This is a genomic window from Bradyrhizobium sp. LeoA1Lang, assembly GCF_055413685.1.
On record NZ_JBVAPG010000130.1, the window covers coordinates 1 to 22,638 of the forward strand.

Here is a 22,638-nt window from a genome sequence, read left to right on the forward strand (position 1 = left end):
AACCGCATCCGCTCTTCCACGGTACAGGTCTCCTTCCACCCCATCGGCAAGGTCCTCCTTGCCGACCAGTTGACCTGTTACCCATGTCGCCGGTCTATTCTGTTACCCATGTAGCCGGTCAGGACCCACGCTCCCGCCTCTCCCCTTGTGGGAGAGGCCGTATCGCATGCAGCGAAGCGGAATGCGATGCGGGTGAGGGGTGCGGTCCATCGAGGGACTTGAGCTTGCGGAGGCAGACCCCTCACCCGGATTTCCCGCTTGCGCGCGAAATCCGGCCTCTCCCACAAGGGGAGAGGCGCTTCGAGTACGCGGATACAGTGTTAGCGCAATTGCACCGAAGCTACGTCGGCGATACCGCGCTCTTCAGTTCGCTTGAGGGCGCGACCGCGTCGCGCAGCCTGGCGCGTTCGGTGTTGGGCCAGAGCAGCAGCAGGCCGAGCAATCCGGATGCGATCATGATCGCGGCGTTGATGGTGAAGCCGGTCATGTAGCCGTCGAACAGATTCCCTGCGTGCTGGATCACGCTGCCCATGACTGCCGGCGCCACGATGCCGGCGAGCGTGTAGAGCGCGCCATAAATCGCGATCACGGCGCCGCGCTGCGACACTGGCGTGAACTCGCCGATCATCGGTGCGCAGACCACGTAGATCGACCCGCAGAGGCCGGAGCCGAACACGAGCAGCGCGATCGTCATTCCGCCCGGCGCGACATGGGGCATGATGGCCATGATCATGCCGCCGACGATCAGCGGCACTGATCCGAGCACGCCGCGCGCGCCGCGGGTGGTGAAACCGCGCGCCAGCATCAATTGCGAAATCCAGCCCGTGAGCATGACGACCACGGCGCCGAACACCCATGGCAGGATCGAAATGAAACCCGCCTGATGCTGCGAATAGCCTAATCCATTGACGATGAAGGGCGTGAACCAGGTGAGACCGAGCGACAGCGCCCAGTACGCGCCGAAGGTGGCGGCGACGCAGCCGACGAAAGTCCGCGAGGTCAGAAGCCGCGAATAGGGAATGCGCTGCTCGCTGGCCGCCGTCGCCGCGCTCTCCACCAGCGGGCCTTCCTTGCCGAGGATCGCCCACGCCACAACCCACATCAGTCCGACGATCCCGAGCGCGCCGAACGCATAGTGCCAGTCGTGATTGACGATGATCCAGTTCAACGCGGGCACCGCCAGGATCACGCCGAAGGCCGAACCCTGCGACAGGATCGCGATCGGCAAGGTTCGCTTCTCGTCGGGGAACCATTTGAAGATGGCATGCGCCGCCACCGCCCCCGCGGGCCCCTCGCCCGCACCGAGGATGATGCGGCAGATCAGAAGCGTGGTGAAGCCGATGGTGCCGACCATTGGGAACTGCGCCAGCGCCCAGATCAGCGCCAGCACCAACAGCACCCAGCGCGTCTCGACGCGGTTGACGATGAAGCCGACCACGATGGCGGAGATCGAGAACAGGAAGAAGAAGGAGGAGCCGAGCAGGCCGAACTGCTCGGGATCGAGCTTCAAGTCGGTCATGATCGGCACTCCGGCAAGGCCGACCACGATCTTATCCGCGAAGTTCACCAGCATGAACAGGAACAGGAGGAAGGTGATCTTCCAGGCGCCTTTCGGCGTCGGCTGTGCGGTCATGCTTGGCTCTCCCCGTGGTTTTCTCGCTTGCTCGGCTCTGCCGGCCGGCCCTGATGGGATGCTAGCCTTGGGTTTCCTGACTAGGCAACCGCGGATTTTGACCTGCCGGCCCTGCCGTGGCATCGACAGCGCATGGCAAGTGGAAACCGCCCCGTGCTCGAGGTCACCGGCCTGAGGAAAAGCTACCGTTCGGCCGGCGAGGACATCGCGGTGCTGCGCGGCGTCAATCTTGCGCTCGCCGCGGGCGAAAGCGTGGCGCTGACCGGCGAATCCGGCAGCGGCAAGAGCACGCTTTTGCACCTGATCGCCGGGCTCGACGCCGCCGATGGCGGTGAGATCATCCTCGACGGCGTACGCCTATCCGAGCTCGGCGATGCCGGCCGTGCGGCGCTGCGTCGCGACCGGTTGGGGCTGGTATTTCAGCAATTCAACCTGATCCCGAGCCTGACGGTTTCAGACAATCTTACCTTTCAGTCGCGGATCGCCGGACGGCATGATCCGAAATGGCACGACGAGCTGGTGGAGCGGCTTGGGCTGGCGCATCTCTTGAAGCGATATCCTGAGCAATTGTCCGGCGGCCAGCAGCAGCGGGTGGCGATCGGCCGCGCGCTGGCGCCCAAGCCGCTGTTGCTGCTGGCCGATGAGCCGACCGGCAATCTCGACGAAGAGACCGCGGACGAGGTGCTGGCGCTGGCGCGCGATTTGGTGGCGCGAACCGGCTGCGGCTTCCTGATGGTGACGCACAGCGCGCGGCTCGCAGCATTGCTCGATCGCCAGGTCAATTTGCATGCGGGGGTGATCGCATGAGGCGGGCGCTGTGGACACTGGCGGTGCTGCTCAGCCACTGGCGCCGGCATCCGATGCAGCTTGCGACGCTGCTGATCGGATTGATCTCGGCGACCGCGCTGTGGAGCGGCGTGCAGGCGCTGAACCAGCAGGCGCGCAACGCCTATGATCGCGCGGCGGCGACCTTCGGCGGCACCCGCACGGCGATGCTCATCAGTCGCGACAGCGTCGGTTTTCCGCAACAGCTCTTCGTCGATCTGCGCCGCGCCGGCTGGCCGGTTTCGCCCGTGGTCGAAGGACGCGCGCAGATCGACGGACGATCGTTCCGGCTGCTCGGCATCGAGCCGGTGACGCTGCCGGGCGAAGTCAGCACTGCGCCCGTGATCGGCCGGACTGATCTGCAGTCCTTCGTCACGCCGCCCGGCGAGATGCTGGTGGCGCCGGAGACGCTGGCGGACCTTGGCGTGAAAGAGGGCGAGCGACCATCGTCGAATGGCGGCGTGCTGCTGCCGCCACTCCGCGTGCAGCCACAGCTCGTGCCCGGCGTCCTCGTGGTCGATATCGGGATCGCGCAGCAGACCCTGAAGATGCCGGATCAGATCTCACAATTGCTGATCGGAAAATCCAGCGCCAGCCGCGCGCCGCTGGAAAGCATCGTGGGCGACAGGCTGCGCCTGGTCGAGCCCAATGCGGAAACCGACCTCGAGCGCCTCACCGACAGCTTTCACCTCAACCTGACCGCGTTCGGGCTGTTGTCGTTCTTCGTCGGGCTGTTCATCGTCAACTCCGCAATCGGGCTTGCCTTCGAGCAGCGGCTGCCGATGCTGCGCACCTTGCGCGCCTGCGGCGTGTCGGCGCGGATGCTGAACAGCGTGCAGGTGCTAGAGCTGGTGTCGCTTGCGCTGGTCGCGGGCTTGGTGGGACTGGTGTGCGGCTATTTCATCGCGGCGGCGCTGCTGCCTGACGTCGCCGCCTCCTTGCGCGGGCTCTATGGCGCGCAGATTCCCGGGCAACTGACATTGAAGGGCGAGTGGTGGCTCGCCGGCATCGCCATCAGCATCCTGGGCGCGCTGGCGGCCGCCGCCGCAAGCCTTGCCAAGGCGATTCGCATGCCGGTGCTGGCCTCGGCGCAGCCGCAGGCGTGGCAACAGGCGCAGCGGCGCTGGCTGGTGTTTCAGAGCGCTGCCGCGCTGGCCGCCTTTGCCGTGGCCGGCGGCTTTCTCTGGTTCGGCGATTCCCTGCTCTCGGGCTTTGCCGTGCTCGCCGCGCTAATGCTCGGCGCGGCGCTGATCCTGCCGATGATTTTGGAGATCGCACTCGCGCTCGGCCAACGCAGCGCCGGGCGGCCGGTCAGCATCTGGTTCTGGGCCGATAGCCGTCAGCAGCTCTCGGGATTGTCACTGGCGCTGATGGCGCTGTTGCTTGCGCTTGCGGTCAATGTCGGCGTCGGCACCATGGTGGAGAGTTTCAGCCGCACCTTCCTCGTCTGGCTCGACGGACGGCTTGCCGCCGACGTCTATGTCAACGCAGCCAGCGATACGCAGGCGAATGAGATCAAGAGCTGGCTGCGCGGGCGGAGCGAGGTTGAGGCGATCCTGCCCGGCGGCCGCGCGGATGCGCAGCTTGCGGGCATGCCGATCGAGGTGCTCGGCCTGCCCGATCAGGCGACTTTTCGCGACAACTGGCCGCTCCTGGAATCGAGGTCGGATGGATGGGATCGCCTGCGCGACGGCGACACCGGCTTTGCCAGCGAGCAATTGTCGCGGCGGCTGAAACTTGGGATCGGCGACCGGATCGAGGTGCCCGCGCCCGGCGGCAACTGGCCGCTCGAGATCGTCGGCATCTATGCCGATTACGGCAATCCCAAGGGCCAGGTCGCGGTGAACTTTGCCGCGCTAACGCGGCATTTTCCGCAAGTGCCGCAGACGCGGTTCGGGCTGCGCGTCCCACCGCCGGCCGTGCCCGCGCTGATCGCCGAGTTGCAGCGGAAGTTCGGCCTCGATGACCGCAGCGTCGCTGATCAGACGACGGTCAAGGCGGAGTCGAAACGCATTTTCAACCGGACGTTCTCGGTCACGTCGGCGCTCAACACCTTCACGCTGGGCGTCGCCGGCGTCGCACTACTCACGAGCCTCCTGACGCTGGCGAATTCCCGCTTGCCGCAACTTGCGCCGCTATGGGCGATCGGGCTGACGCGCGAGAAGCTCGCGAGGATCGAGCTATTGAAGACGATGGCGATGGCGCTGATCACCGCGCTGTTCGCGCTGCCGCTCGGCCTGCTGGTGGCGTGGTGCCTACTGGCGGTCGTGAACGTCAAGGCATTCGGCTGGCGCTTGCCGTTCCAGGTGTTTCCGTTGCAACTGGTGGAGCTGCTCGGCGTTGCCCTGGCGGCCGCGCTGTTGGCTGCGCTGCTTCCTGTCGTCAGGCTGGCGCGGATGCAGCCGGCGAGCCTGATACGGATCTTTGTCAATGAACGCTAGCCCGATATCGCGCCGCGCGTTCGTCGGCGGCGCGCTTGCAGTTGGCCTCGCTGGCCATGCGCATGCGCAGGGTTTCGCGGGGCTCGGCGAGACCGCTGACGGTTTCGCGCCGGTCGTGCCTGGCAAGGGTTTCGTCTTTCCCCTCGATCACGGTCCGCATCCGGAATTCCGCATCGAATGGTGGTATGTGACCGCGAACCTCGTCGATGCGGCCGGCGCGGCCCATGGCGTGCAATGGACGCTGTTCCGGCAGGCGATGCGCGCCGGTGCGCAGCTCGAAGGCTGGGCCAATCAGCAGATCTGGATGGGACATGCCGCGGTCACGCGCGCCGACACGCATCGCTATTCCGAGACATTTGCGCGCGGCGGCGTCGGGCAGGCCGGCGTCGAGACGAGTCCGTTTGTCGGCTGGATCGATGCCTGGGAGATGCGCGCGCTCGACGGATTCAATGCGCAAAGAGTGGCGCCGCTGAAACTCAGCGCGACGGGTGCGGATTTCAGCTACGAGCTCCGCCTCGATGCGGAGCGGGCGCTGGTGCTGCAGGGCGACCGCGGCTACAGCAGGAAGTCCGATCGCGGACAGGCCTCCTATTACTACAGCCAGCCATTCTTCAAGGCGGCCGGCCGCATCGTCATCAACGACAAGCCTGTTGAGGTCACGGGGCAGGCCTGGATGGACCGCGAATGGAGCAGCCAGCCGCTCGCTTCTGACCAAACCGGCTGGGACTGGTTCTCGCTGCATTTGCCCAACGATGAGAAGCTGATGCTCTACCGGATGCGCCAGAAGGACGGCCGCAACAACCTGTTCGGCAACTGGATCGAACCGGACGGCCGTTCCAGCGAGATCGCCGCAAGCGACAACAGCATCACGCCGACCGCATTCACTGAGATCGGTGACCGCAAGGTGCCGACGGCGTGGCGTGTCGAACTCCCTGCGCGCGGGGTAAAAATCGAAACCAGGCCGCTCAACGCCCGAAGCTGGATGGGAACGGGTTTTTCCTACTGGGAGGGCCCGATCAGCTTTGCCGGCAGCCACGCCGGCATCGGTTATCTCGAGCTGACGGGGTATTGAGATGACCGCGCCTCAAACGCTGCCGTCGTCCCGGGTCAAGCCCGGGACGACAGCGAGATCACTTCGTCAGCGGACAGCCGCTTTCCTTGGCGGTGAAGAAGGCCTTGTCGCCCGGCACGACGGCGAGCTGCTTGTAGTAGTCCCATGGCTTCTTCGATTCCGAGGGCTTCTTGACCTCGAACAGATAGAGGTCGTGCACCATGCGGCCGTTCTCCAGCACCTTGCCCTTCGCGAAGGCGTCGTCGACCGGCAGTTCCTTCAATTTCTTCGCCACCGCATCGCTATCCTTGGTTCCGGCGGCCTTCACGGCCTTCAGATAGGACAGCGTCGCCGAATAGGTGCCGGCATGGATCATGCTCGGCATGTGGCCGGTGCGCTTGATGAAGCGTTCGCTGAAGGCGCGCGAGGCGTCGTCGTGGTCCCAATAAAACCCTTCCGTGAGCACAAGACCCTGCGCGGCCTCGAGCCCGAGCCCGTGCACCTCGGACAGCGTCATCAGCAGGCCGGCGAGCTTCTGTCCGCTCTTGACGATGCCGAACTCGGCCGCCTGCTTGATCGAGTTGGTGGTATCGAGGCCGGCGTTGGCGAGGCCTACGATCTTCGCCTTCGAGCTCTGCGCCTGCAGCAGGAAGGACGAGAAATCCGACGAGTTCAGGGGAACGCGGACCGAGCCCAGCACCTTGCCGCCCTTCTCCTTGACGATGTCGCTGGTGTCCTTTTCCAGCGCGTAGCCGAAGGCGTAGTCGGCGGTCAGGAAGAACCAGGTATCGCCGCCTGCCTGCACCAGCGCGCCGCCGGTGCCCACCGCCAATGCGCGGGTGTCGTAGGCCCAGTGGAAGCCGTAGGGCGTGCAGGCATCGCCTGTGATCCGCGAGGTCGCCGCGCCGACCACGATGTCGATCTTCTTCTTTTCCTTGGAAAGCTCCTGGATCGCCAGCGCGACCGAGGAGGTCGTGAGCTCGGTGATCATGTCGACGCCTTCGGCGTCATACCAGCGGCGTGCGATCGCTGAGGCGAGATCGGGCTTGTTCTGGTGATCGGCGGTGACGAGCTCGATCTTGTGTCCCAGCACCTCGCCGCCGAAATCCTCGATCGCCATCCGTGCGGCTTCGAGCGAATATTTGCCGCCGTAATCGGCATAAACGCCGGATTGGTCGTTCAGGATGCCGATCTTGACGCCCTGGGCAAAACCTGGAGTTGACAGCAAAAGGCCGCCAAGAGCCACGGCGGCGAGCAATCCCGATTTCATAAATGATCTCCCTGCAGTTTCTGTTCGGAATATAAGCGAATGATATTTTATAACCCTGCGGCTGCCCATCTATTTCGGCTCAGCCATTAGTGGGGCTTGCGTCTACCTCTCTCCTGGTCATTCCGGGGCGCGCGCAGCGCGAGCCCGGAATCCATTTCCCCGCAGGCGTATGCGGTCCGATGGATTCCGGGCTCATCGCTTCGCGATGCCCCGGAATGACGGCGGTGGTGTGGGGCGGGCCCAGCTCAAGCTTCCACCGGCTTCTTCGGATGCCTGGGGTCGGCGAGCCCACGCACCACCATGTAGAAGATCGGCGTGAAGATCAGGCCGAACAGGGTGACGCCGAGCATGCCGAAGAACACGGCAACCCCGACCGCCTGGCGCATTTCCGATCCCGAGCCGGTCGAGACCACCAGCGGCAGCACGCCGAGGATGAAGGCGAACGACGTCATCAGGATCGGCCGCAGCCGCAACCGGCAGGCCTCGATCACCGCCTCGAGCCGCGGCTTGCCCTCGGCCTCGATATCGCGCGCGAATTCGACGATCAGGATCGCGTTCTTGGCAGCGAGTCCAACCAGCACCACGAAGCCGATCTGGGTCAGGATGTTGACGTCCTGCCCCATGATGCGCACGCCGATGGTCGCGGCCAGCAGGCACATCGGCACGATCAGGATCACCGCAAACGGCAGGCTCCAACTGCCATACTGCGCGGCGAGCACGAGATAGACGAACAGCACGCAGATCGGGAACACGTAGAGCCCGGCATTGCCGCCGGTGACCTGCTGGTACGACAGATCGGTCCACTCGAACGCAAAACCGCTCGGCAGCGTTGCATCGGCGAGCTGTTTGATGGTGTCGAGCGCGGTCTGCGAACTCGTGCCGGGCGCCGGCTCGCCCTGCAGTTCGGATGCCGAATAGAGGTTGTAGCGCGCGACACGGTCGGGCCCGGAGACGTCGCGGAATTCGACCACGCTGCCGAGCAGCACCATGTCGCCCGCCGCATTGCGTGTCCGCAGCCGCGCGAGATCAGAGGTTTCCATGCGGAACGGCAGGTCAGCCTGCGCGGTGACGTGATAGGTGCGGCCGAACAGGTTGAAGTCGTTGACATAGGTCGAGCCGAAATAGGTCTGGATAGTGTCGTTGATGTTTGCGATCGGCACGCCGAGCTTCTGCGCCTTGACGCGGTCGATGTCGACGAACACTTGCGGCGTATTCGCGGTGAACGGCGAGAACACCGAGGTGAGATATGGCGATTTGCGCGCGGCAGCGACAAGCTCGTCGGTCGCGGCGGCCAGCAGCTCGGGGCCGCGGCCCTGGCGATCCTGGACGCGGATGGTGAAGCCGCCGCCGGTGCCGATACCCGGCACCGCAGGCGGCGGGATCACGATGATGAAGGCCCCCTGGATCGCAGACAGGCGCTTGCGCAGCTCGGCCGTGATCGCGGCCGCCGACAACCCCTTCTTCAGGCGCGTCTCCGGCTCATCGAACACGGGGAACAGCGCCGCGGCATTACCCTGCTGCGTGCGCGTCGCGCCCGAGAAGCCGGCAAAGACCGCGACGCGAACGATGCCCGGCGTATCGAGCGCGATTCGCTCGATCTCGCGCACCACCGCCGTCGTGCGAGCCAGCGATGCCGCCCCCGGCAATTGCACCGATATGATGATGTAGCCCCGATCCTGCGCCGGAATGAAGCCCTGCGCCGTGGTCGCGAGCAACCAGCCGGCGCCGCCGATCAGCGCGACATAGATCAGCAGCATCACCGCCGTATGGCGGATCACGAAGTCGGCGGCTCCGGCATAGCCATGCGACAACCGATCGAAGACGCGGTTGAAGAGGCCGGTGAACTTCTCCCAGCCACGGGCAATGATGTTCCAGCGCGCCGCCGGCCGCTTCTCCTCATGCGGCACCAGGATCAGCGAGGCCAGCGCCGGCGACAGCGTCAGCGAGCAGAAGCAGGAGATCGCGGTGGCGACCGCGATGGTGACGGCGAATTGCTGGAAGAATTGCCCGGAGATGCCGCCGAGGAATGCGGTCGGCACGAACACGGCACACAGCACCAGCGCGATCGAGACCAGCGCTCCGCCGACCTCCTCCATCGTCTTGAGCGCGGCATCGCGCCGGCTCATTCCATGCCCGAGATGCCGCTCGACATTCTCGACCACCACGATGGCGTCGTCGACCACGATGCCGACCGCCAGCACCAGGCCGAACAGCGTCAGATTGTTGATCGAGAAGCCGAGCGCAGCCATCACCGCGAAGGTGCCGACCAGCGACACCGGGATTGCGATGATCGGAATGAGCGCCGGCCGCCAGCCCTGCAGGAACACCAACACCACGATGACGACGAGCACCATCGCCTCGTAGATGGTCTTGATCAGCTCTTTGATGGATTGCGCGATGAATTCAGTCGGGTTGTAGCCGATATTGTAGTCGAGCCCTTTCGGGAAGCTCGCCTTGAGCTTGACCATCGTATCGGAGATCTCCTTGGCGGTGGCGAGCGCGTTCGAGCCGGGCCGCTGCGTCACCAGCATGCCAACCGCCGATTTCTTGAGCAGGAAGCTGTTGGTGGTGTAGGACAGCGCGCCAAGTTCGACGCGGGCAACGTCGCGCAGGCGCACGGTGCGGCCGTCGGCGCCGGCCCTGACCACGATATCCTCGAACTGCCTGGGATCCTTGAGACGGCCGGTAAAGACAAGGTTGGGCTGGAACGCGCGATCCGCAATCGGCGGCTCCGCGATCTGTCCGCCCGCGATCTGCAGATTCTGCGCGCGGATCGCCGCCAGCACCTCGGTTGAGGTCAAGCCGAGATTGGCGAGGCGGTCGGGATCCAGCCACAGCCGCATCGAGTAATCGCGCGCGCCGAAAATTTGGATGTCGCCGACGCCGTCGAGCCGGAGCAACTGGTCGCGGACCTGCAGCAGCGCGTAGTTGGAGATGTAGAGCTGATCGAAGCTGTCATCGGGCGACAGCATGAACACGACCATCAGAATGTCCGGGCTGTTCTTGCGCGTGGTCACGCCGTTGCGCTGCACCTCCTCGGGCAATCGCGGCTGCGCGATCGCGACGCGGTTCTGCACCAGCACCTGGGCGGTATCGAGGTTGGTGCCAAGCTTGAAGGTGACAGTGATCGTGAGTTGCCCGTTCGAGGTGGCCTGGCTGTAGAGATACAGCATGTCCTCGACGCCGTTGATCTCCTGCTCGATCGGGGCAGCGACCGTGTCGGAGACGGTCTGCGCGGAGGCGCCGGGATAGTTCGTGGTGACCACCACGGTCGGCGGCACCACTTGCGGATATTCGGAGACCGGCAGCGTGGTGTAGGCGATCGCCCCGACGATCAGGAGCACGATCGACAGCACCATCGCCAGGATGGGCTGGTTGATGGAGAGCCGTCCGAGATTCATGATTTGCCACCGGCCGCGGCTGGGGCGGGATGCGGGCTCACCTTGGCGCCGACGCGAGCGCGCTGCAGGCCATCGACGATCACGCGGTCTTCCGCCTTGAGCCCGTCACGGATGACCCGCAGGCCTTCGTCGAGTGGGCCGAGCACCACGGGCTTCGCCTCCACCGTGTCGTCATCCTTGACCACGAACACGATCTTGCGCGACTGGTCAGTGGCAACAGCCGTGTCGGGCAGGAGCAGCGCTTCATACGGCGCGCTGCCGATGAGCCGCACGCGGCCGAACTGTCCGGGCAGGATCGAGAGATCCTTGTTCGGAACCACCGCGCGGCTGCGCAAAGTGGCGGTCGAGACGTCCAGCCGGTTGTCGAGGAAATCCATCTTGCCTTCGTGCGAGGGCTTGGTTTCGCCGGTCAACGTCACCTGGACCGGATTGGCCGTATCGCGCGAACTCGGCCGCCTGCCCTCGAACCAGAGCCGGTTGTTCCGCAAATAGGTCGCCTCGTCGACGTCGAAATAGATGTAGATCGGGTCGAGCGACACGATCGAGGTGAGCAGGGTCGCGCCGCCCTCGCTGCCCTGCACAAGATTGCCGACGCTGACGAGATGGCGGCTGACGCGGCCGGTGAGCGGCGCCAGCACATGGGAGAATTCGATGTTGAGCTGCGCCGCCTTCAGCGCGCCCTCGGCCTGCATCTCGGCGGCGTGGGCCGCCTGCAAGGCCTGACGGCGCTGGTCGACGACCTGTTCGGAGACGGCACTGGTCTGAACCAGGTTCAGGCCGCGGTCAAGCTCGCGCTTGGCGAGCTCCGCCTTGGCGCGCGCGTCCGCAAGTTGTCCCTCGGCCTGCTTGGCGACGGCCTCAAACGGACGTGGATCGATCACGTAAAGCAGGTCGCCGGTGCGGACGATGGCGCCATCGCGAAACTCGACGCTGGTGACGAAGCCGCCGACGCGGGCGCGAACCTGGACCTCCTCGATCGCTTCGAACCGCCCGGTGAATTCGTCCCAATCCGTGACCGTACGCTTGGTCGGCTGCGCCACGGTGACCGCAGGGGCCGGCGCCGCCGCCTGTGGCTGCTGCTTGTCACCACAACCGGTCAATGCCAAGGTGGACGTTGCCAAGGCAATGAGCAGGCCAAGCGCGCTGACCCCGCGCCGTGAGTGGGCCGTCAAGCTTCCCGTCCTATCGGTCGCGCCCAAGTCGATCTCCCCCTGAACAGCACAGCCGGCGCGCGCATTGCGCCGCTCGGATGCGCACCTTACACGCCGCGGAGGTCAAAGATGTGACCGGAGGCCAGTCTGTTCAAGAGAGGGGCGGGATCAAGCAAAATCATTGTCCTTTTTCGTGGCCGCACGCCGACGCAGACGGTGATCGCCTCCAAGAAGCCGGGACCGGGGACGCCAACGGCGCATCTTCGGGCATGACGAGCCGTTCCGGCTCCGTTAGATTGTCGTCAAAGAAAATAAATCTTTCAGGGACGGTCGGCTCGTGCACCGAGGACGTGTCGTATTTGGCGCGATGGAGGAGGTCGTGTTCGGCCGCCAGGCGGCTGAGGCGATCGTCGAGCAGGTGGCGCGCGTGGCCGCACAACGCGCTTTCCTGATGGTCAGCGGAACGCTCAACCGCGCGACCGACGAAATCGAGCGTATCCGCGCCGCACTGGGCGCGGCCTGCGTCGGCACCTTTGATGCGATGCCGCCGCATACGCCGCGGGCCGCCGTGGTCGCGGCAGCCGAGCAGGCCCGCGCCGCGAAAGCCGACCTTATCGTCACCATCGGCGGCGGCTCGATCACCGACGGCGCCAAGGCGGTGCAGCTCTGCCTCGCCAACGACATCCGCAGCGCCGACGACATCGACAAAGTCCGCACCAGCCACGGCGTAACGCCTCAAATCAATGCACCCAACGTACGCCAGATCAGCGTGCCGACAACGATCGCAGGCGGCGAGTTCACGGCGCTCGCCGGCGTCACCAACGAGAAGAAGCGGGTCAAGGAACTGCTGACCCATCCCCAGGTGATGCCGCGCGTGGTGATCCTCGATCCCTGGCTGTCCACTCACACGCCGGAATGGCTGTGGCTCTCGACCGGCATCCGCGCGGTCGATCATTGCGTCGAGGGCATCTGCTCGAACGAATCGCACCCCTATGCCGATGCACAGGCGCTGAAGGGGCTGTCGATGCTGGCGCAGGCGCTGCCGCGGGCCAAAGCCGACGCAACCGACATCGACGCACGGCTGGACTGCCAGATCGGCACCTGGCTGTCGACGGGACCGCTCGCCTCCGGCGTGCCGATGGGTGCGAGCCATGGCATCGGCTATGTGCTCGGCGCCGAATTCGACCTGCCGCACGGCTACACCTCCTGTGTGATGCTGCCGGCGGTGATGCGCTGGAACAAGTCCGCCAATGCCGAGCGGCAGGCGCAGGTCGCCGCCGCCATGGGCCATCCCGGTCGGGACGCCGGCGACGTGCTCGACAACTTCATCCGCGGACTGGGCCTGCCGCGCAGCCTCCAGGACGTGCGGATCGGCCCCGAACATTTCGACCATATCGCGGCGCAGGCGATGAAGACGCCGTGGGTTCCGCGCAATCCGCGCACCATCGCTAGCGCCGAGCAGGTCCGCGAGATTCTTCTGTTGGCAGCATGAGGGAAATTTTCCACCGATGTATACCGGAAAGCACGCTTATCTGCGCCCGTTGCAACCCGCCTTCATCATGGCTGCGACGGGCGAGACCGTCACCTATCGCGAGCTCGAGGCGCGCAGCAACCGGCTGGCGCATCTGTTTCGAAAGTGCGGCCTGAAGCGGCAGGAGCACTATGCGATCTTCATGGAGAACAACAATCGTTATCTGGAGGCCTGCGGCGCCGGCGAGCGGTCCGGCCTCTATTTCACCTGCGTGAACTCCTATCTGACCCCAAGCGAGCTCGCCTACATCCTCACCAACAGCCAGTCGCGCATCCTGATCACGTCAAAAGCGAAACTCGACGTCGCGCGCGAGGCGCTGAAGGAGTGTCCGCAGGTCGAGCTCTGCATCGTCGCCGACGGCGACGGGGAAAGCGATCGCATCGTCGGCCTGCAACAGGTGACCGGGGGCCTGCCGGCGACGCCGATCGAGGATGAAGCGATCGGCACCGCGATGCTCTATTCGTCCGGGACCACAGGGCGCCCCAAGGGCATCCTGCGGCCGCTGCCGGAGCAACCGCCATCACGGCAACTGCCGCTGTTCGATTTCCTGCAGAAACTCTGGCACTACCGCGAAGGGATGATCTATCTGTCGCCCGCGCCGCTCTATCATTCGGCGCCGCAGGCGGCCGTCAACCTCACCATCCGCGTCGGCGGCACGGTCGTGATCATGGAGAGCTTCGATCCCGAGCGCTATCTGCAGCTCGTCGAGCAATGGGGCATCACGCACACGCAGTTGGTCCCGACGATGTTCTCGCGCATGCTGAAGCTGCCGGAAGATGTGCGGAACCGCTACGATCTGTCGTCGCTGGAGATCGCAATCCACGCCGCCGCTCCCTGCCCTGCCCTCGTCAAGGAAGACATCATCAACTGGTGGGGGCCGATCATCCACGAATATTACGGCGCGACCGAGGGTCTCGGCTTCACCGCCTGCAACAGCGAGGAGTGGCTTTCCCATCGCGGCACCGTGGGCAAGGTGCTGCTCGGCGACCTGCATATCCTCGACGAGAACATGCAGCCGAGCCCAAAGGGGACGCCGGGCACGGTGTGGTTCAAGACCGCCTCGCCCTTCGAATATTTCAACGATCCCGGCAGGACCAGGGAGGCACGCTCGCCGGACGGCAGCATGAGCACGGTCGGCGACGTCGGCTATGTCGACGATGACGGCTATCTCTATCTCACCGACCGGTCGACCTTCATGATCATCTCCGGCGGCGTCAACATCTACCCGCAGGAATGCGAAAACCTCCTAATCACCCATCCCAAGGTCGCGGACGCCGCGGTGTTCGGCGTGCCCAATGCCGATCTCGGCGAGGAGGTGAAGGCGGTGGTGCAGCCGATGCATGACGTGACGCCGGGTCCTGACCTTGCGGAGGAACTGATCGCCTTCTGCGCGCAATCGCTGTCGCGCCAGAAAGTGCCGCGCTCGATCGATTTCGAGGCGGAACTGTCGCGGCTGCCGACCGGCAAGCTCTACAAGCGCCTGTTGCGCGACCGCTATTGGGGCAACAAGACCTCGCGCATCGTGTGACGTGGCGCATCCGTGCTCGCGCTGCGACGCAGAGCATCTTCACGGCCGCCCGGCAAAGATAGGCGTGATCTTCGCGTGACCGCTTTTGCGCGTGTCGCAAGCAAAAACCGGTGTCCCCTTTTCCGGATCATGCTCTATAGTGCCTGATTGTCTGCCAGCTTCGTCGGGAGGCACGCCATGGCACTGCCCGAGCCACGCGAGCCCACGCCGCTACCGGCCCCAAGGCTCGAATTCACTGCCGCAGAGATTGGCGCCCTCGCCCACCTCTACCGGGGCGAGGTTTACCGAAGCACGGTCTGGCGTACGCGCCTCGACAGCTCAACCAACTGGGCGGTGGTCACGACGGGCATTGCCTTGTCGGCCACCTACAGCAGCGCCGAAGCCTCGCCTTTGCCGATGGTCCTTGTCGGCCTGCTTGTCACCGTGTTCCTGCTGTTCGAGGCCCGGCGCTACCGTTACTTCAATGTGTGGCGGGCCCGCGCGCGCCTGCTCGAAACCGATTTCTACGCACCGATGATCCGCGGCGAACGGCTTGACCCGAATTCGGCCTGGACCGAGTTGCTCGCCAATGATTATCGCAATCCGAGCTACCACATCAGCTATGTGCGCGCGGTTGGCCGAAGGTTGCGCCGCACCTATGGCTGGATCTTCGCGATCCAGGCCATTGCCTATTACGGCAAGCTCGCGATCCATCCGGTGCCGCTGACCAGCCTAGCCGAGGTTTGGGAGCGCGCCGCGATCGGCCCCATTCCGGGCACCCTGATCGTTCTTGCGGGAGTCCTCTTTCACACAAGCTGGGCAATTTTCGCGCTTGTCACGCATCACATCGAAACCACCAACCGACGCGAGCGGCAAAGCCTGATCGCGATGGGGTGATTACGGCTGCGTTGCCCGGCTGCAGCTTTTACCCTAAATCTTGAGCAACAAGAAAATCAGGGAGGATGGCTGATGGACGTGGTCCGGGTGGGTCCGGGATTCGCTGCGGAAATTCGCGGCGTGACGCTCAACGATGTCGTCAGGAGCAAAGCCGCCTATGCTGCAGTGCGTGCGGCGTTTGAAGCGCATTCCGTGCTGGTGTTTCGCGACCAGGACGTGTCAGATGAAAAGCAATTGGCATTCTCGCGCCGTTTCGGCCCGCCGGAAGTGACAAAAGTCGGTTCCATGGGAACGGGATCGCATTTCGTGATCCTCACGACCATCGGTCCCGACGGCAAGGTGGTGCCAACAGATCATCGCCAGGCGCTGCGCAGCAAGGCCAACCAGCTCTGGCACACCGATTCCTCCTTCAAGCGCGTGCCGGCGCTGACCTCGATCCTGTCTGCACGAGTGATTCCCGGTCATGGCGGCGAAACCGAATTCGTCTCCACCCGCGTCGCGTTCGAGCTGCTCGACGAGGGCCTCGCAAAGCAGCTCGAAAACTCCTTCGCCTGGCATTCCTACGCGCATTCGCGCGACCAGATCGCGCCCGGCCTTGCGACACCTGAGGAGACGGCGGTGCTGCCGCCGGTGTGCTGGCGCATGGTGTGGCGCAACCCCGTCAATGGCCGCGGCGCACTCTATCTCGCATCGCACGCCTATGCAGTCGAAGGCATGGCTGCTGCCGCCGGCAAGAAGCTGATCGATGAACTCATGGCGGCAGCCACCGCGCCGGGAACGGCCTACTTGCACAAATGGCGGCAGGGCGATGTCGTGATGTGGGACAACCGCGCCACCATGCATCGCGGGCGGCCGTGGCCGGCGCATGAGCCGCGGCTGATGATCCGCACCACGATCTCGGCGACCGAGGCCGACGGTCTCGCCACCATGGGCCTGCCGTCGCCGCAAGCCGCGGAATAGCGTCCGCACTGCAGCGCCAATTGTCGCAGGCTCGGCATTCATCCGAATTGCCGATCCTCGTGCACACGACGCTGGTTGCTCAGACGTCCCACCATGGTATCCTCGATACCAAATCGGCCATAGAGACCGAACGTCGGGAGGAAATGATGCGGAGCGTGCGAGCGCTGGCCGTGGCAGTGCTGTGTTGGCTTTCGGCTTACGATGTTTCGCTGGCGGAGCAACCGAAGTCCGGCGGCATCCTGAAGATGTATCACCGCGACAGTCCGGGGAGCGCCTCGATCCACGAAGGCGCGAGCTATTCGTTCAATGTTCCCTTCATGCCGGTCTTCAACAACCTGGTGATTTTCAACCAGCATGTTGCGCAGAACAGCGTCGATACGATCGTGCCGGAACTCGCGGAGAGCTGGGCCTGGAGCGACGACAAGAAGAAATTGACATTCAAGCTTCGCAACGACGTCAAATGGCATGACGGCAAGCCGTTCACCTCAGCCGACGTCAAATGCACCTTCGACCTCTTGATGGGCAAGTCGCAGCAGAAGTTCCGCCAGAACCCGCGCAAATCCTGGTACGACCAGGTCAACGACGTCACCATCAACGGTGATTACGAGGCCTCCTTCAATCTGAAGCGCCCGCAACCGGCGCTGCTGTCGCTGCTCGCCTCCGGCTATAGCCCGATCTATCCCTGCCATGTCTCGCCGGCGGAAATGCGCACCAAGCCTGTTGGCACCGGTCCGTTCAAGTTCGTCGAGTTCAAGGCCAACGAGTCGATCAAGCTGACGAAGAACCCGGACTACTTCAGGAAGGGCCTGCCCTATCTCGACGGCATCGAATTCACCATCGTCACGAACCGCTCGACGGCGATCCTGGGCTTCGTCTCCGGCAAGTTCGATATGACATTCCCGACCGAAGTGTCGATTCCGCTCTTGAAGGACGTCAAATCGCAGGCGCCCAATGCGGTCTGCGTGGTGGAACCGAGCAATGTCTCCACCAACATCATCATCAATTCGTCGGCGCCGCCGTTCGACAATCTCGACATCCGCCGCGCCCTGGCGCTCGCCATTGACCGCAAGGCGTTCATCTCAATCCTGTTCGAGGGACAGGCTGATATCGGCGGCACCATGCAGCCCGCGCCGGCAGGATTGTGGGCGATGCCCAAGGAGATTCTGGAGACGATCCCGGGCTATGGGCCCGACGTCAACGCCAACCGCGAGCATGCGCGCAAGCTGATGCAGAAGGCGGGCTACGGCCCCGACAAGCATCTGCAGATCAAGGTGTCGACCCGCAACATCCCGATCTACCGCGACCCGGCCATCATCCTGATCGACCAGCTCAAGACCATCTATATCGACGCCGAACTCGACGTCGTCGACACCGCGCAGTGGTTCCCGAAGGTCGCGCGCAAGGACTATTCGCTGGGCCTGAACCTCACCGGCAACGCGGTCGACGAGCCGGATCAGTCCTTCTACGAGAACTATTCCTGCGACTCCGAGCGGAACTACACCAACTACTGCAACCGCGAGATCGAAAAGCTGTTCGACCAGCAGTCGGCCGAGACCGACGCCGACAAGCGCAAGAAGCTGGTCTGGGAGATCGACAAGAAACTGCAGGAAGACGTGGCGCGGCCCATCATCCTGCACAGCCGCACCGGAACCTGCTGGCAGCCCTACGTCAAGAACGTGACGGTGATGTCCAACAGCTCCTACAACGGCTACCGCTACGAGGACGTCTGGATGGATAAGTAGCGTGTATCCACGGTGGGGCTGCTCCCCCTCTCCCGCTTGCGGGGGAGGGCTGGGGTGGGGGTCTCTCCACGAGTCGTTGAGCGGAGAGAGCCCTCACCCGGCGCTTTGCGCCGACCTCTCCCGCAAGCGGGAGAGGTGAAGAGAGTTTAAAAAGGAGAGTGGCCAGGTGCTAGCCTATATCGTCAGGCGCCTCTTCCTGATGCTCGTGACCCTGTTCGGGATCTCGGTCATCATCTTCGTGCTGCTGCGCATCGTGCCCGGCAACATCGTGGATATCCTGTTCGACGCCGCCGGCTATGTCGATCCCGCCGACAAGGCCAATCTGGAGAAGGAACTCGGCCTCAGCGACCCGATCGTGATGCAGTATCTCAAGTGGATCGGCGGACTCCTGCACGGCGACCTCGGCTATTCCTACGTCTCGGAAAAGCCGGCGCTGCAGGAGATCCTGCCGCGGATCCCGATCACGGCGAAGCTCGCCGGCCTAGCACTGTTGTTCTCCGCCTCGATCGGCATTCCCTTGGGCGTGCTGAGCGCGGTGCATCAGGGCACGCGACTCGACTACGCCTTGCGCGTGGTCAGCCTGAGCGGGCTGTCGCTGCCGTCATTCTGGCTCGGACTTCTGATCCTGATGGCGTCAGTGTCGATGCTCGGCTGGATGCCGATCTACAACCCGAATCCGCAGACCTGGGCCGAGGCGTTCGCGATCTACTGCATTCCGGCGATGGCGGTCGGCTTCCGCAGCGCGGCACTGACCATGCGCATCACCCGTTCCTCGATGCTGGAGATCCTGCGGCAGGATTTTATCCGCACCGCCCGCGCCAAAGGCGCCTCCGAGGCTTCCGTCAACTATCACCACGCGCTGAAGAACGCGGTGCTGCCTGTGATCACCGTGATCGGCATCGAAGCGGCGTTTTTGATCGGCGGATTGATCGTCACCGAGACGGTCTTCAACATCCCAGGCGTTGCGCGCTTCCTGGTCGAGGCGCTGCGCTGGCGCGATTACCCCATCGTGCAGAATCTCGTGATGTTCATCGCGGTCGTCGTGGTCGTCGTCAACTTCGCGGTGGACATGCTCTACGCCGCGATCGACCCGCGCATTCGCTTCGGAGATTAGCTCTTGGCTGTCATCAACTTTGATGCCGAACTGAAACGAGCCGGCGCTGACGCCACGCATGGCTGGCGGCGGCTGACGTTCCTTGCGCAGCGTTATCTGCTCGGCACGGTCGGCCTCGTGATCATGGTGCTGTTCGTCGCGATGGCGCTCTCGGCCGACCTGATCAGCCGGTACGATCCGCTTGCCGTCGATTCCGCCCATCGCCTCGCCGCCCCCGATGCGCTGCACTGGTTCGGAACCGATTCGTTCGGCCGCGACGTCTGGAGCCGCATCATCTATGGCGCGCGCATCTCGCTCGCGGTCGGTCTCGGCTCGACCGCGCTCGGCGCGTCGATCGGCGTCATCGTCGGGCTCGCCTCCGGCTATCTCTCCGGCTGGGTCGATCTGTTGTTCCAGCGCATCACCGACATCCTGCAATCGCTGCCGCTCCTGGTGCTGGCGCTGGTGATGACGGCTGCACTCGGCCCGTCGCTGCCGAACGTCATCATCGCGATCGCGATTCCCCTGATCCCGACGGTTTCGCGCGTGATCCGCGCCAACACGCTGGCGCTGCGCGAACTGCCGTTCGTGGAGGCGGCCAAATCGATCGGCATGAGCGAGATGCGGATCGCGTTCCGCCACGTGCTGCCGAACACGCTGGCCCCCTTGATCGTGCTCGCGACGGCGCAGCTCGGCTCAACCATCCTGACGGAGGCGTCCTTGTCGTTTCTCGGCCTCGGCATTCCCGAACCCTATCCGTCCTGGGGACGCATGCTTTCGGAATCCGCCGCCGAATATGTGCGCGTCGCGCCGTGGCTCGTGATCTTCCCGGGGATCGCGATCAGCCTGGCTGTGTTCGGCACCAATCTGTTCGGTGACGCCCTGCGCGACATCCTCGATCCAAGGCAGCGCGGCTGATGAACGCGATGAACAAGGAGCAACCTGTGCTCGAGGTGAAGAACCTGAAAACGGTGTTCTTCACCAATTCGGGATTGTTCAGGGCGGTCGACGACGTCTCCTTCAGCGTCCGCCGCGGCGAGACGCTGGCGATCGTCGGCGAATCCGGCTGCGGCAAGAGCGTGACCGCGCTCTCGGTGATGCGGCTGGTGCCGGATCCGCCCGGCAAGATCGTTGGTGGCGAGATCGTGCTCGAAGGCAAAGACCTGCTCGCGCTCGATGACGAAGCGATGCGCAAGATCCGCGGCAATCGTATTTCCATGATCTTCCAGGAGCCGATGACCTCGCTCAATCCGGTGATGCGGATCGGCGACCAGATCACCGAAGCCTTGCGCCTGCATCAGGACATCGGCGGCAAGGAGGCCTGGAAGCAGGCGGTCGACATGCTGCGCCTGGTCCGCATTCCCGAGCCGGAGCGGCGCGCGCAGGAATATCCGCACCAGCTTTCGGGCGGCATGCGCCAGCGCGCGATGATCGCGATGGCGCTGGCCTGCCGGCCGGCGCTCTTGATCGCGGACGAGCCGACGACGGCGCTGGATGTGACGATCCAGGCGCAGATCCTGGCGCTGATGGTCGATCTGCAGAAGAAGCTCGGCACCGGACTGATCCTGATCACGCATGATCTCGGCGTGGTCGCTCAGACGGCGCAGCGCGTGATCGTGATGTATGCCGGCCGGAAGGTCGAGGAAGCGAGCGTCGAGGCGCTGTTCGAGAACCCGCTGCATCCCTATACGCGCGGCCTGATGGCCTCGATCCCGGCCGTGCCCTCGCTCGACGCAAAAGCCGATGTGCGGCTGGTCGAAATCCCGGGCATGGTGCCGTCGCTGACAAAACTGCCGACGGGCTGCGCGTTCGCGCCGCGCTGCCGGTTCGCGATCCCGCGCTGCCGGGAAGAATATCCGCCGCTCGGCGATTTCGGCGGCCGGCACCTTGCCGCCTGCTGGCGCGCAGGCGAGATGGCGGAGGCCTCATGACCGAAGCGCAGCCGCTTTTGGAGGTCACCGACCTCGTGAAACATTACCCGGTGCGCGGCGGCGTGCTGCGCCGGCAGGTCGGCACCGTGCATGCGGTCGATGGTGTGAGTTTTTCGCTAGCTCCCGGCGAGACGCTCGGACTCGTCGGCGAATCCGGCTGCGGCAAGTCGACGGTGGCGCGCAGCGTATTGCGATTGGTCGAGCCATCGAGCGGCGAGATCCGGCTGAACGGCGAGGCGATCACGCGCTTGAGCAAATCGGAGCTGCGGCCCTACCGCCGCTCGATGCAGATCGTGTTCCAGGACCCGTTTGCGTCGCTCAACCCGCGCATGACCGCGGGCGACATCGTCGGCGAACCCCTGAGCGTGCACGGACTGGCCTCGGGCGAGCGGAAGCAGGAGCGCGTCGCCGAACTGTTCCAGCAGGTCGGCCTGCGGCCCGACCAGATGAAGAACTATCCGCACCAGTTCTCCGGCGGCCAGCGTCAGCGCATCTGCATCGCACGCGCGCTGTCGCTTGGGCCGAGCCTGATCGTCTGCGACGAGCCGGTCTCCGCGCTCGACGTCTCGATCCAGGCGCAGGTGATCAACCTGCTGATCGACCTGCAGCGCCAGCGCAACTTCTCCTACCTCTTCATCGCGCATGATCTCGCCGTCGTCGCCCATATCAGCCACCGCGTCGCCGTGATGTATCTCGGCCGCATCGTCGAGATCGCAGACAAGGCCGAGCTGTTCGCCAACCCACGTCATCCCTACACCCAGGCGCTGCTGGCGTCGGTGCCGGTCGCCAATCCCAGGATCAAGCGGCTGACGCCCCTGGTCGAAGGCGACGTGCCGAGCCCGATCAACCCGCCCTCCGGTTGCGCGTTTCACACACGCTGCCGCTACGCGATGGATCGCTGCAAGCTCGAGCGCCCGCCTCTGGTGGACGCGGGCGCCAGACATCAGGTGGCGTGCTGGCTGAATGAGGGCACGGGGCGGGCCGATTGACTCCGCCGTCGTCCCGGCGAACGCCGGGACCCATAACCACAGGGAGGCATTGTGGCGCGAGCGAGTGGTTGCAGCGGAGCACACCACAGAGGCCTGTGGTTGATGGGGTGGACGGCCCCCTACGGCATCAGTTGTGCCAGAATGAGGTTGTCGAAATCTCAAACGAGGGAGCCGTCCGTGACGCAGATTATCCGCATTGGAATGGATACGTCGAAG

At 64.5% G+C, this 22,638-nt stretch carries 16 protein-coding genes; 12 read left to right on the forward strand and 4 right to left on the reverse strand.

Going from position 1 to position 22,638, the window contains the following annotated elements:
• Positions 1 to 340: 340 nt before the first annotated feature.
• Entirely contained in the window at positions 341 to 1,633 is a 1,293-nt protein-coding gene (locus tag ACZYOF_RS32140; protein WP_463718279.1) for an MFS transporter, read from the reverse strand.
• Between the two features lie 132 nt (positions 1,634 to 1,765).
• On the opposite strand from ACZYOF_RS32140, the gene ACZYOF_RS32145 reads away from it, so the two are divergent.
• Genes ACZYOF_RS32145 through ACZYOF_RS32155 form a run of 3 tightly spaced genes read left to right on the forward strand, consistent with a single transcriptional unit; the run spans position 1,766 to position 5,971 of the window.
• Positions 1,766 to 2,440 carry an ABC transporter ATP-binding protein gene (locus ACZYOF_RS32145; RefSeq protein ID WP_463718280.1) on the forward strand — a complete coding sequence of 225 codons (675 nt, stop codon included), beginning with the start codon at positions 1,766 to 1,768 and terminating at the stop codon, positions 2,438 to 2,440.
• The gene (locus ACZYOF_RS32150; protein ID WP_463718281.1) at positions 2,437 to 4,899 is read left to right on the forward strand and encodes an ABC transporter permease; all 2,463 of its coding nucleotides are present in this window, start codon (positions 2,437 to 2,439) and stop codon (positions 4,897 to 4,899) included. The genes ACZYOF_RS32145 and ACZYOF_RS32150 overlap by 4 nt, the downstream gene beginning before the upstream one ends.
• Complete coding sequence (locus tag ACZYOF_RS32155) at positions 4,889 to 5,971, forward strand: lipocalin-like domain-containing protein (protein WP_463718282.1); 1,083 nt, start codon at positions 4,889 to 4,891, stop codon at positions 5,969 to 5,971. Before ACZYOF_RS32150 ends, ACZYOF_RS32155 begins: the two co-directional genes overlap by 11 nt.
• 58 nt (positions 5,972 to 6,029) lie before the next feature.
• Here ACZYOF_RS32155 and ACZYOF_RS32160 read toward each other — a convergent pair whose 3' ends face one another.
• From ACZYOF_RS32160 to ACZYOF_RS32170, 3 genes are all read right to left on the reverse strand, one after another.
• Complete coding sequence (locus tag ACZYOF_RS32160) at positions 6,030 to 7,220, reverse strand: ABC transporter substrate-binding protein (RefSeq protein ID WP_463718283.1); 1,191 nt, start codon at positions 7,218 to 7,220, stop codon at positions 6,030 to 6,032.
• A gap of 245 nt (positions 7,221 to 7,465) precedes the next feature.
• Complete coding sequence (locus ACZYOF_RS32165) at positions 7,466 to 10,621, reverse strand: efflux RND transporter permease subunit (protein WP_463718284.1); 3,156 nt, start codon at positions 10,619 to 10,621, stop codon at positions 7,466 to 7,468.
• The gene (locus ACZYOF_RS32170; RefSeq protein WP_463718291.1) at positions 10,618 to 11,754 is read right to left on the reverse strand and encodes an efflux RND transporter periplasmic adaptor subunit; all 1,137 of its coding nucleotides are present in this window, start codon (positions 11,752 to 11,754) and stop codon (positions 10,618 to 10,620) included. Before ACZYOF_RS32170 ends, ACZYOF_RS32165 begins: the two co-directional genes overlap by 4 nt.
• A gap of 355 nt (positions 11,755 to 12,109) precedes the next feature.
• Between ACZYOF_RS32170 and ACZYOF_RS32175 the strand changes: the two genes are divergently transcribed.
• The 9 genes from ACZYOF_RS32175 (at position 12,110) to ACZYOF_RS32215 (ending at position 22,422) form a co-directional block, all read left to right on the forward strand.
• The gene (locus tag ACZYOF_RS32175; RefSeq protein WP_463718285.1) at positions 12,110 to 13,264 is read left to right on the forward strand and encodes an iron-containing alcohol dehydrogenase; all 1,155 of its coding nucleotides are present in this window, start codon (positions 12,110 to 12,112) and stop codon (positions 13,262 to 13,264) included.
• A 16-nt stretch (positions 13,265 to 13,280) separates the two neighbouring features.
• Entirely contained in the window at positions 13,281 to 14,831 is a 1,551-nt protein-coding gene (locus tag ACZYOF_RS32180; protein WP_463718286.1) for an AMP-binding protein, read from the forward strand.
• 177 nt (positions 14,832 to 15,008) lie between these two features.
• Positions 15,009 to 15,707 (forward strand): DUF2270 domain-containing protein, encoded by a 699-nt coding sequence (locus ACZYOF_RS32185; RefSeq protein ID WP_463718287.1) that lies wholly within the window; start codon positions 15,009 to 15,011, stop codon positions 15,705 to 15,707.
• Between the two features lie 72 nt (positions 15,708 to 15,779).
• Positions 15,780 to 16,667, forward strand: coding sequence for a TauD/TfdA dioxygenase family protein (locus ACZYOF_RS32190; protein ID WP_463718288.1), 888 nt, complete (start codon positions 15,780 to 15,782; stop codon positions 16,665 to 16,667).
• A gap of 146 nt (positions 16,668 to 16,813) precedes the next feature.
• Positions 16,814 to 18,409 carry an ABC transporter substrate-binding protein gene (locus ACZYOF_RS32195; RefSeq protein ID WP_130581088.1) on the forward strand — a complete coding sequence of 532 codons (1,596 nt, stop codon included), beginning with the start codon at positions 16,814 to 16,816 and terminating at the stop codon, positions 18,407 to 18,409.
• A 166-nt stretch (positions 18,410 to 18,575) separates the two neighbouring features.
• Complete coding sequence (locus tag ACZYOF_RS32200) at positions 18,576 to 19,523, forward strand: ABC transporter permease (protein WP_463718289.1); 948 nt, start codon at positions 18,576 to 18,578, stop codon at positions 19,521 to 19,523.
• Positions 19,524 to 19,526: 3 nt separating this feature from the next.
• Positions 19,527 to 20,420, forward strand: a complete 894-nt coding sequence (locus tag ACZYOF_RS32205) for an ABC transporter permease (RefSeq protein ID WP_463718290.1) — start codon at positions 19,527 to 19,529, stop codon at positions 20,418 to 20,420.
• Positions 20,421 to 20,428: 8 nt separating this feature from the next.
• Positions 20,429 to 21,433 (forward strand): ABC transporter ATP-binding protein, encoded by a 1,005-nt coding sequence (locus tag ACZYOF_RS32210; RefSeq protein WP_463718292.1) that lies wholly within the window; start codon positions 20,429 to 20,431, stop codon positions 21,431 to 21,433.
• Positions 21,430 to 22,422, forward strand: a complete 993-nt coding sequence (locus tag ACZYOF_RS32215; RefSeq protein ID WP_130581091.1) for an ABC transporter ATP-binding protein — start codon at positions 21,430 to 21,432, stop codon at positions 22,420 to 22,422. The genes ACZYOF_RS32210 and ACZYOF_RS32215 overlap by 4 nt, the downstream gene beginning before the upstream one ends.
• Positions 22,423 to 22,638 lie beyond the last annotated feature (216 nt).

Excerpts from the sequence above, each read along its gene's own strand:
- ACZYOF_RS32210 (WP_463718292.1), top strand. The coding sequence starts at position 20,429 with ATGAACAAGGAGCAACCTGTGCTCGAGGTGAAGAACCTGAAAACGGTG.
- ACZYOF_RS32155 (WP_463718282.1), top strand. The coding sequence starts at position 4,889 with ATGAACGCTAGCCCGATATCGCGCCGCGCGTTCGTCGGCGGCGCGCTT.
- ACZYOF_RS32160 (WP_463718283.1), bottom strand. The coding sequence starts at position 7,220 with ATGAAATCGGGATTGCTCGCCGCCGTGGCTCTTGGCGGCCTTTTGCTG.
- ACZYOF_RS32190 (WP_463718288.1), top strand. The coding sequence starts at position 15,780 with ATGGACGTGGTCCGGGTGGGTCCGGGATTCGCTGCGGAAATTCGCGGC.
- ACZYOF_RS32215 (WP_130581091.1), top strand. The coding sequence starts at position 21,430 with ATGACCGAAGCGCAGCCGCTTTTGGAGGTCACCGACCTCGTGAAACAT.
- ACZYOF_RS32195 (WP_130581088.1), top strand. The coding sequence starts at position 16,814 with ATGCGGAGCGTGCGAGCGCTGGCCGTGGCAGTGCTGTGTTGGCTTTCG.
- ACZYOF_RS32165 (WP_463718284.1), bottom strand. The coding sequence starts at position 10,621 with ATGAATCTCGGACGGCTCTCCATCAACCAGCCCATCCTGGCGATGGTG.
- ACZYOF_RS32180 (WP_463718286.1), top strand. The coding sequence starts at position 13,281 with ATGTATACCGGAAAGCACGCTTATCTGCGCCCGTTGCAACCCGCCTTC.
- ACZYOF_RS32145 (WP_463718280.1), top strand. The coding sequence starts at position 1,766 with ATGGCAAGTGGAAACCGCCCCGTGCTCGAGGTCACCGGCCTGAGGAAA.
- ACZYOF_RS32185 (WP_463718287.1), top strand. The coding sequence starts at position 15,009 with ATGGCACTGCCCGAGCCACGCGAGCCCACGCCGCTACCGGCCCCAAGG.
- ACZYOF_RS32140 (WP_463718279.1), bottom strand. The coding sequence starts at position 1,633 with ATGACCGCACAGCCGACGCCGAAAGGCGCCTGGAAGATCACCTTCCTC.
- ACZYOF_RS32150 (WP_463718281.1), top strand. The coding sequence starts at position 2,437 with ATGAGGCGGGCGCTGTGGACACTGGCGGTGCTGCTCAGCCACTGGCGC.